Origin of the sequence: Streptococcus sp. 2018110 (assembly GCF_019754115.1) — a bacterium.
Taxonomy (GTDB): domain Bacteria; phylum Bacillota; class Bacilli; order Lactobacillales; family Streptococcaceae; genus Streptococcus; species Streptococcus hashimotonensis.
The window spans coordinates 52751-61452 of the sequence record NZ_JAIJZO010000014.1; the positions used below are offsets into that span (position 1 = coordinate 52751).

The following is an 8702-nucleotide window of genomic DNA, read 5'->3' on the forward strand; positions in this document are numbered from 1 at the left end:
CTCACTGCTGTTCAGATTTTCTATGAATAGCCAGAGCAATTCCTAAGAAAATTATGGCATATCCTAGGACAATTAGCAAGGATTTCCAGAGAAAAACTCCCTCTTGGGCATAGGTGGTCACCAGCTGATTGACATGGTAGCTGGGCATAAGTTTGCAAATTCGCTGTACCCAGTCAGGAAAGAGGGAGACAGGCATCCAAGAGCCACCCATGATAGCCAGAACAAAGTAGAGCAAGTTGGCCACCACCGACATGGTCTGTTCCGACTGGATTTGCACCAAAAGCAAGCCAATGGCTAGAAATACGATAGAGGTCACTAAAAGTAAGAGAGCCGAAATTCCCCATTCTTGAGCTGTCATCTCAACTCCCTTGACTAAGCTACCCACCGCAAAGACAATGGCAATGGAAGACACAAAGCAGAGCAAGACCCGCACGAGTTTGGAAAGATAGTATTGCCAGATTGGCAGAGGCGAATGCTGGATAAAGGTCAACCAGCTGTTTTTCCGGTCCTCTGCCAGCATCACGGGAAAGGTAAAAAGGGCAAAGCCCGACATGGAAAAGCCTGTCATGGTCAGCATATAGGACTGGATAAAGGCCTTTTGCATGGCTGTATCATCAAACTGGACCGTTGATGAGAAAATCAGGAAAAAGATAACAGGCATCCCGATTGACAGGAGAAAAACTCCCAAACTTCTAGATAATTTGACCGCTTCTACTTGCACCAATGCTTTCATGATTCTCCCTCCCTTGTCTTGTCAAATAGGCTGTTGAGCAGGGTTTTGTTCTGCACCTCTAAGTCTGAAATCCGACAGCCTGCTTCCTGTAAATTCGCCCAAACCTGCTCAATAGCTCGGGTCTTGAAGCTGACCGTGTCCTGTTTATAGCTGATGTTATCAATTGCGTCCAAGCCCTCCACCACTGTCGCAAAGCCGATTGGCAGTGCTACTTCTTTTTCCTGCTCCTCACTCCGCATGGCAAACGGCGTCGTATCCCGCAAGAGCCTACCCTGGTGCAAGACCAAAATCCGCTCCGCCGTATGCTCCACTTCCTCGATATAATGGCTGGTATAAAAAATTGTCACACCCTTTTCCTTCAAATCATGGACAATCTCCCAAAAACGCTGACGGGTCGACGTATCCATGCCCGCCGTCGGCTCGTCCAAAAAGAGCAACTTGGGCTTACCAATCAGGCAAATGACAAAGGCCAAGAGCCGCTTCTGACCACCTGATAGCTTGCCCGCCAGCTGATTTTTTTGCTCTGGGGAAAAGCGGAGCAGGCTGTCAATTTCCACATCTGTCAGACTGTCCTTGTAGATAGCTTGGAAAAAGCGGAGCAATTCCTTTACCTTCAAGTCCGTTGGAATAGCATTTTCTTGAGGTAAGACTGCTACTGTTTCTTTATTCGACCGAGCCTGTGGAGCCAGACCGTCCAACAAGACCTGCCCTTTCGTCGCCTTTCTATCGCCTAACAAACAGGACATGAGTGTTGTCTTCCCAGCCCCGTTGGGACCAATCAAGGCCACACATTCCCCTGACTTAATCTCAAAGGAAATATCAGACAAAATGGACCGTCCTTTGATAACCTTGTCTAGTGCCCGTACTTCTAGCATCTTTCTACCTCCTATTTCTTGAGCATCTTATAGTCTTTTAGTTTACTTTTAGTACTAGGCAACGAGCCGCAGGCATAACTGGAGTTAGGCAAGGCGAGTTAACGAAGTAATAAAAGAAAAACTAAATGACGCTACATAGACAGTATATCTCGAAAAAGGAGCCCCCGCTAGAAGCCTTTGTCATGGACTCATGTGACAAATGTCATATTATACTCAAAGAAAATCAAAAGTACCTAGGAAACGAAGTCGAAGATAGAACTCTGTTACTATCTTGTTTCAAGGTAACAGGCTGAAAAGCTCCACCGGAGCTTTTCACTCATCAAGGCTCTTGACAACGGATAATGTTGATTTTCGAAGAGTATTAAATAATGCAGCAAAAAAGAGTCCTACTGTGGACCCTTCATCTATTTACAACTTAGGCGCTTGACCAAGTTCTGCCTGCAGCATCCAAATATGTTTTTCAATACTAGCCTTAGCCACATTGAAAATGTCGTTGGTTACGCTGTCACCTTCTTCATCACTGACATCAAATCCCTTTTGGAAAAGAGCAGCCAGATAGCGGAACACCTCTACCACACGCGCCAATTGCTCTTCAATCGTTACAGTGTAATCACCAGGAACTTCCTTGAGCTGACTATTTTCACTAAACTCTTTAAGGGTAGAAAATGGTGCCCCACCTAAGGTAATTAAACGCTCACTCATCTCATCCAAATAGCCATCAATTTCTTCCATATATTCATCCATCTTTGGATGCCAAATCATAAAGCCACGACCACGCATATACCAATGAACTTGATGGAGGATAGAATGGGCTACTGATAAATCGGCCACCGCTTGATTCAAAACAGCCTTAGAATCAGCCAGTGATGGACGCGGGCTGAAAGACGCAATTTCTGCTGGAGATTGATAATATTTTTGTTTCATCATATATCACCCTTTCTTTTATTTATAATAATTATAAATAAAAGAAGAAAAAATTGCAAGAATTATCCCTCATCCTCCTCTGACCTATTGACAGACAAATTCCTTGCTATATTAACTTATATACGTTAGACTAGTAAGTAAGAATAGTATGTGATTTTCTTTTTAGAAAGTCATCGCCCCATCTGTATATATAAGGAGGGATTTTATGTCAGAAGAAAAATTTGACGCAAAACTAGAACAGCTATCTGGCTCTGCAAAAGAGGTAATTGGTAAGCTGACCGGCGACAAGGAAATCGAAGTTGAAGGACTTGTTGAGAAAGGAATTGGCAAAGCAAAAGAGCTAGTCGAAGATGCAAAAGATGGGCTTGAAGGTGCCATTAACGGCATCAAAAATGCTTTCGACAAAGAAGAGAAATAAGCAAAGAGTTCAATATGGGTAGGATTGCTCGTGCACTGTTTGATAATGAACATTACACTCAATTTGGTCTTTTACCTGTAGCCCGAACAAAAATATGCAAGAGAGGGGAACTCAGGCATTTACCTGTCGAGTCTGCCCTCTCTTTTCGTATGCCACGAAAGGAGAATCTATGAAAAAAATCGTTTTTGTCTGTCTTGGAAATATTTGTCGTAGCCCTATGGCTGAATTTGTCATGAAAGATTTGACAAATCAATTTCATATTGAAAGCCGTGCTACTTCAAACTGGGAACATGGTAATCCTATCTACCCTGGAACTCAGAAAATTTTCCAAAAGCACAATATTCCCTATGACCAGACCAAAACCTCTCAACAAATCTCTCAAGCAGACTTTGAGGAATTTGATGTCATCATTGGTATGGACAGCAATAATATCCGAGATTTACAGAAAATGGCACCAGCACATGCTCAAAATAAGATTTTTCAATTCGCAGAAAAATCCGTACCAGACCCTTGGTATACTGGAGATTTTGACGAAACCTACGACATGGTAAAGAAAGGTTGCCAAGACTGGTTGGACAGGTTACAGGCATTTGACCAAGAATAAGATTTTTTATGTAATATTTTTGTAATATTTGTAAAAAAATGGTAAACTATTTCTGACTGAACTGATAATTTCTTACTGTATCCTAGAAAGAACTGATTAGCGTCGGTCAAATCCTATGAAAGAGTAAAACGATGAAAGAGTTCAAATTACCTAGTATAAAATGGCATGATATAACAAGTCATTTCACCCGTCCAAAACTTGAAATCCTCTCCCTTATTATCATCCTCATCTGTGCCTTCTCTGTATTTACAGGGCGAATTGCCAGCAAGCAAGCCATGACTTTCAATAATGGCGCCCTGCAGTACAACGGTTATGTGGTTGCAAATAAAATGAATGGTCAAGGAAAATTGACCTTTGATAATGGAGATGTCTACGAAGGACAATTTACAAATGGAATTTTCCACGGTCAAGGAACCTACACATCTGCAAGTGGGTGGGTTTATACCGGGCAATTTAAAAACGGCTATGCCGATGGAAAAGGAAAATTGACCACCGAAGGACAAGCTACCTACGAAGGAACTTTTAAACAGGGGATTTATCAATATGAAAATTAAATGGTTATCCGTTATACGTGTGATTGGACTAGTCTTTGTCCTACTCTATCATTTCTTTATCAAATATTTCCCAGGTGGCTTTGTGGGGGTTGACCTCTTCTTTACCCTGTCTGGATATTTGACAACCGCCCTTTTAATTGATGAGTTTGCAAAACATAAAAAAATAGATATTGTCAGCTTTTTCAGAAGAAGGTTCTATCGGATTCTCCCCCCTCTGGTTTTAACGATTCTTTTGGTTCTTCCACTTGCTCTGCTTGTCCGCAATGATTTCATTGCCAATATCGGCAATCAGATAGCCGCTGCGCTCGGATTCATGACAAACTTCTTTGAAATTCTATCTGGTGGTAGTTACGAGAATCAATTTTCACCCCATCTATTTGTGCATACTTGGACCCTGGCTATAGAAGTTCAGTATTACCTTGTCTGGGCTGGTTTAGTTTGGTATCTGACTCGCATCTCAAAAAGTGTGGGCCAACTACGTGGATCAATTTTTCTAACATCTATAAGCCTCTTCTCGCTAAGTTTTTTAGCAATGTCTATCTCAAGTTTCTTTGTGGATAATTTCTCAACCATTTACTACTCGAGCTTCACACATACCTTCCCATTCTTCCTCGGAAGCATTCTCGCAACCATCGCTGGTATCGGAAATACAACAACTGCCTTCCAGCAACAAGTGAGTACATTGAGTATCAAACAAGCTATAGGTCTGTTTCTTGGAGGACTAGGAGTAGAACTTCTTCTTCTCTTTACTCTTCAATTCAGTTCCATCTGGACCTATCTAATTGGTTTTCTTCTATCCAGTTTAGCTACAGTAACTATGATTTTTGCTGCTCGGGTACTTCACGAGAAAACCGAAGATGTCAAAGAACCTGCAATTATCCTCTTCTTTGCAAGTATTTCTTATGGCATCTACCTCTTCCATTGGCCCTTGCTCATTATCTTTACACAATTGACAAATGCCTCTATCGCTGCGGGATTATCCTTTGTTTTTTCTACTATCCTATCAACTATTTCCTTCTATATTCTAGAACCATATATTGCTGGTAAAGTAGGAAGTTTGTTTGGATTACCAATGGACTTAAAGCCCTATAAAAAATGGCTTCTTAGCAGCTTTGCTTGCTTGACTGCAATTAGCTTAGGTATCTGTCTGTTTGCACCAAAATTAGGAAGTTTTGAACAAGAGAGCATGGTTAGCAATCTTTATCAAGCTCAGACCCAACTAAATACAACACGATCTGCTGCTGAAAACGCTAAAGCTACTAGTTTTGAAATTCAAAAAGGAGTTATCATCTTTGGCGATTCTGTTACTGTTCGCGCAAGTTCTGCCATACAGACCGCGCTACCAGATGCACAGATTGATGGAACTGTCAGTCGAAATCTCTCTGAAATTGCTAAATTGATAAATCTTTATAAGCAAAATAATAGTTTGAAAGAGACTGTAGTTGTAGCCCTAGGTACAAATACTACGGATAATTATCAGGAACTACTAGACCAACTAGTCAAAGATTTTCCTAAAGGACGTCGCCTTATTTTTGTCACTCCTTACGATGGAAACTTCACTCCAAGCGAATCCATTTCCTATCAAACAGGTCAATACGAAAAAGAATTGGCTGAAAAATATGATTACATTTCCATTGCAGACTGGTATCAAGTTGCAAAGGATAATCCACCAATTTGGTACAATACCGACCTTGTTCATTTCAATCTTGAAAGTAATGGAGGCGAAGTCTTCGCCCAAACGATAAAAAATGCTGTTGAAGCCGTTGCTGATGGTCCAATCAAAAACTAGATTTATACATCATTATCCTCTGAGAATCTCTCGGAGGATTTTTGCACTATTTTCCGATAAGTCCAGCGAGAACTCTAAGCGATAGCGCTGTGCCTAAGCTCAATCTCAATAAATCTTGCGAAATAAGCCACTTCTACAAAGGACGGCAGAGCGAAGTAACGATAATAGTAAAGATGACAAATTAAAACTCCTACCTTTATAGTAGGAGTTGGTGTCAAATTGACTATTTTTGCTTACTTTGGAAACGCCATTCAAAGCGTTTCTGATCGTAAAATGGATACATCATTTGTAAAAGAGTGACGGCAAGTAGCCAACCGCCGATAATATCTGTCGGATAGTGAACCCCAATATAGATACGGGATACAGCTACCAGGACAGCAAGTAGAATCAACACGGCTTGTAGCACAAGTCTAGCTATGCCTTTCTTCATCCTCTGGTGAACAATAATAACAACTGCTCCTGCAATCATCATAGTTGATGCAGTATGCCAGCTAGGAAATGAATAACCGATGGTATCAATCAACCATTCAATACTTGGACGCGGACGTTGGTAGACATATTTCAGGGCTGTGGATGCCACACCCATCGCCGCAAAACTAGCAAGTAGGAAATAAGCTTCTATCTTCCATTTTTTATAGTAGTAAAAGATAGCAGCTAGAATCAAGGTAATAGCTAAAATAATAACCGTATTTCCTAAAACAGTAATAGAGGTCCAAAATTGACTGGCTCCACTTGGTAAATTTCCACGAATGGCAGACTGGACAGTCGAGTCAAAACCTGCTAGGGTAGTAGGATAAAATTTTACTACATAGCCCAATATCACAAAGGCCAGAGCAAAAAAAGATGCGTTTCGTAAATGGATTTGTTTATTCTTCATACAATATAGTTTACCTTATAAAGGTTAAACTTTCTTTAAAATAGGTTGGGCTGCTTTGTAACAGATATAAAATATTGCTGAAAGCACAATCCCTTGTAAAAGATTAAAAGGAAGTACCATCATCAAAAGATAGTTAGTCAGACCCAAGATTTCTTTAATATCAAAGTTTGCAAAGGCTGCATAGACAGGCACCGCATAAACGTAATTTAATACCAGCATCACTGCTGTCGAACCAATTGTTGCAACAGAGGCTGCTTTTAAATAATTTTTTATCGCTTGGTCATTTTTCCAGAAATAAGCTACTGCTAAAATGAAAACTGACATAGCTGCAATATTCATCGGTAAGCCAATAATTGTCGATGGTCCCTGATTATTTAAAATCAGTTTGAGAAAAGTTCGTACCAAAAGGATAGCAAAACTAGACTTCAGATCTAGAATAAGCAGACCAAATAAAATCGGTACGAGAGAAAAATCCACTTCCAGGAAACTGGCTGTTGGAATCAGCGGAAATTTCAAATACATGAGCAGAAAGGATACTGCTGAGAGAATGGCGATAATCGTCATTTTGCGTGTGTTTGTCATAAGGTTCCTCCAATTTTTGAAAATTGAAGAAGCGTGGAAGAGTAGGCAAAAAGCCTCCACTTCGTCTTCTCCCATCCAGACTTTACTGTCGGTTGTGGAATTGCACCACATCAGCTTTCGCTCGCAGACTACCAACGGACTATTTTGTTCTAATACTGCGTTAGCTCATCTCGACATACATTCAGTATAGCCTTCGATTCGCTGCCTAGTCTTAAAACAAAATAGCCACGTTTTACACTGCCGGTCGGGAATTTCACCCTGCCCTGAAGACTATTTCATCATACCAAAAAAGCCTTGCATTTGCAAGAGCTTGGTAAGTTTTCACTATTTTAACTTGTCCCCATCATAGGTGTGAACCAAATCTAGACCAGCAAACTGTTGCTGCCGAAGAGCCTCATATACAATCATACATGCTGTATTAGAGACATTAAGACTACGCACATGCTCATCATTCATTGGAATACGGATAGCTTTCTCTGGATGTTCACGCATAAAATCTTCTGGCAAGCCCTTATCTTCACGGCCAAATAAGAAATAATGAATGTTCCCATCATTATAGTCTTCATCCGAATAGGTTTTATCAGCAAATTTAGATACTAAGTGAACACGTCCTTGTTTGCTGGCATAATCCATAAATTCTGCTAAATTGTCATAAAAGCGAACATCTAACTTATCCCAATAATCTAGTCCTGCACGTTTCATCTTACGGTCATCAATTGGAAATCCCATAGGCTTAATGATATGGAGAGGACTATTGGTTGCAGCACAAGTTCGAGCAATATTGCCTGTATTCTGTGGAATCTGTGGTTCAAATAAGACAATGTGGTTTTTAGCTGTTTCTTCTATATACTCTAATGTTTCAATATTCATAAGGACCTCTCTGGTGACATTTCACTAAATACGAATACCCTTCGAAAATCAAATCCAAACCATGTCAGCTTCATTTTGCCGTATACCATGCTTGTTTTCTAGTTTCTTTTTTTTGATTTTCATTGAGTAAAAAGACTCGACTGTCTCCTATGGTAAGAAAGACAAAAAAATAGCCACACTGCCCGGAGTCAAGCTCAGCAAACAGCATGGTGAATGATGATTCATTCACTTAACTCACAACAGGTTTGAGTTAAATCAATGAAATCGTGATACTATTGTAGCTTAAAGAAGGCTGAAAATCAAGAGTTTTGCCCCATTTTTTTCAAATTTTCATAGAAAATGAAAAAGCGAAAGTTCTATAATGAAGTTAGCCACCTTACCTTAGTCAAGAATTAGATGTTTCACTATGTTTGAGTAAGTTGATGATTTCATTTGATAACAGGTTTGAAGCTGTTAGGCTAGGTGGCCAAGGCTAA

10 protein-coding genes and 1 riboswitch are annotated in these 8702 nt (G+C 40.3%); of the genes, 4 read left to right on the forward strand and 6 right to left on the reverse strand.

Annotated features, from left to right (window positions below; genetic code table 11):
* Position 1: 1 nt before the first annotated feature.
* The 3 genes from K5Q34_RS08680 to K5Q34_RS08690 form a co-directional block, all read right to left on the reverse strand.
* Positions 2-733, reverse strand: coding sequence for an ABC transporter permease (locus K5Q34_RS08680; protein WP_221864841.1), 732 nt, complete (start codon positions 731-733; stop codon positions 2-4).
* A complete protein-coding gene (locus K5Q34_RS08685) occupies positions 730-1608 on the reverse strand; it encodes an ABC transporter ATP-binding protein (RefSeq protein ID WP_114866743.1) in 879 nt (292 codons plus the stop codon). The genes K5Q34_RS08680 and K5Q34_RS08685 overlap by 4 nt, the downstream gene beginning before the upstream one ends.
* A gap of 408 nt (positions 1609-2016) precedes the next feature.
* Entirely contained in the window at positions 2017-2535 is a 519-nt protein-coding gene (locus K5Q34_RS08690) for a DNA starvation/stationary phase protection protein (protein ID WP_024384587.1), read from the reverse strand.
* A gap of 202 nt (positions 2536-2737) precedes the next feature.
* Here K5Q34_RS08690 and K5Q34_RS08695 point away from each other — a divergent pair, with 202 nt between their 5' ends.
* The 4 genes from K5Q34_RS08695 (at position 2738) to K5Q34_RS08710 (ending at position 5897) form a co-directional block, all read left to right on the forward strand.
* Complete coding sequence (locus tag K5Q34_RS08695) at positions 2738-2950, forward strand: CsbD family protein (RefSeq protein WP_002942806.1); 213 nt, start codon at positions 2738-2740, stop codon at positions 2948-2950.
* 169 nt (positions 2951-3119) lie between these two features.
* Complete coding sequence (locus K5Q34_RS08700; protein WP_105248727.1) at positions 3120-3554, forward strand: low molecular weight protein-tyrosine-phosphatase; 435 nt, start codon at positions 3120-3122, stop codon at positions 3552-3554.
* 131 nt (positions 3555-3685) lie between these two features.
* A complete protein-coding gene (locus K5Q34_RS08705; RefSeq protein ID WP_105179921.1) occupies positions 3686-4108 on the forward strand; it encodes a hypothetical protein in 423 nt (140 codons plus the stop codon).
* Complete coding sequence (locus K5Q34_RS08710) at positions 4098-5897, forward strand: acyltransferase family protein (protein WP_221864842.1); 1800 nt, start codon at positions 4098-4100, stop codon at positions 5895-5897. Before K5Q34_RS08705 ends, K5Q34_RS08710 begins: the two co-directional genes overlap by 11 nt.
* A 223-nt stretch (positions 5898-6120) precedes the next feature.
* On the opposite strand, the gene K5Q34_RS08715 is transcribed toward K5Q34_RS08710, so the two are convergent.
* The 3 genes from K5Q34_RS08715 to K5Q34_RS08725 all read right to left on the reverse strand — a co-directional run bounded on the left by K5Q34_RS08715 (position 6121) and on the right by K5Q34_RS08725 (position 8226).
* Positions 6121-6774 (reverse strand): phosphatase PAP2 family protein, encoded by a 654-nt coding sequence (locus K5Q34_RS08715; RefSeq protein ID WP_044674249.1) that lies wholly within the window; start codon positions 6772-6774, stop codon positions 6121-6123.
* A gap of 24 nt (positions 6775-6798) precedes the next feature.
* Complete coding sequence (locus K5Q34_RS08720; protein ID WP_063077036.1) at positions 6799-7356, reverse strand: ECF transporter S component; 558 nt, start codon at positions 7354-7356, stop codon at positions 6799-6801.
* A gap of 59 nt (positions 7357-7415) precedes the next feature.
* Positions 7416-7631: riboswitch (FMN riboswitch) on the reverse strand.
* Positions 7632-7680: 49 nt separating this feature from the next.
* Positions 7681-8226, reverse strand: coding sequence for a tRNA (cytidine(34)-2'-O)-methyltransferase (locus tag K5Q34_RS08725; protein ID WP_002939238.1), 546 nt, complete (start codon positions 8224-8226; stop codon positions 7681-7683).
* Between the last annotated feature and the right edge of the window lie 476 nt (positions 8227-8702).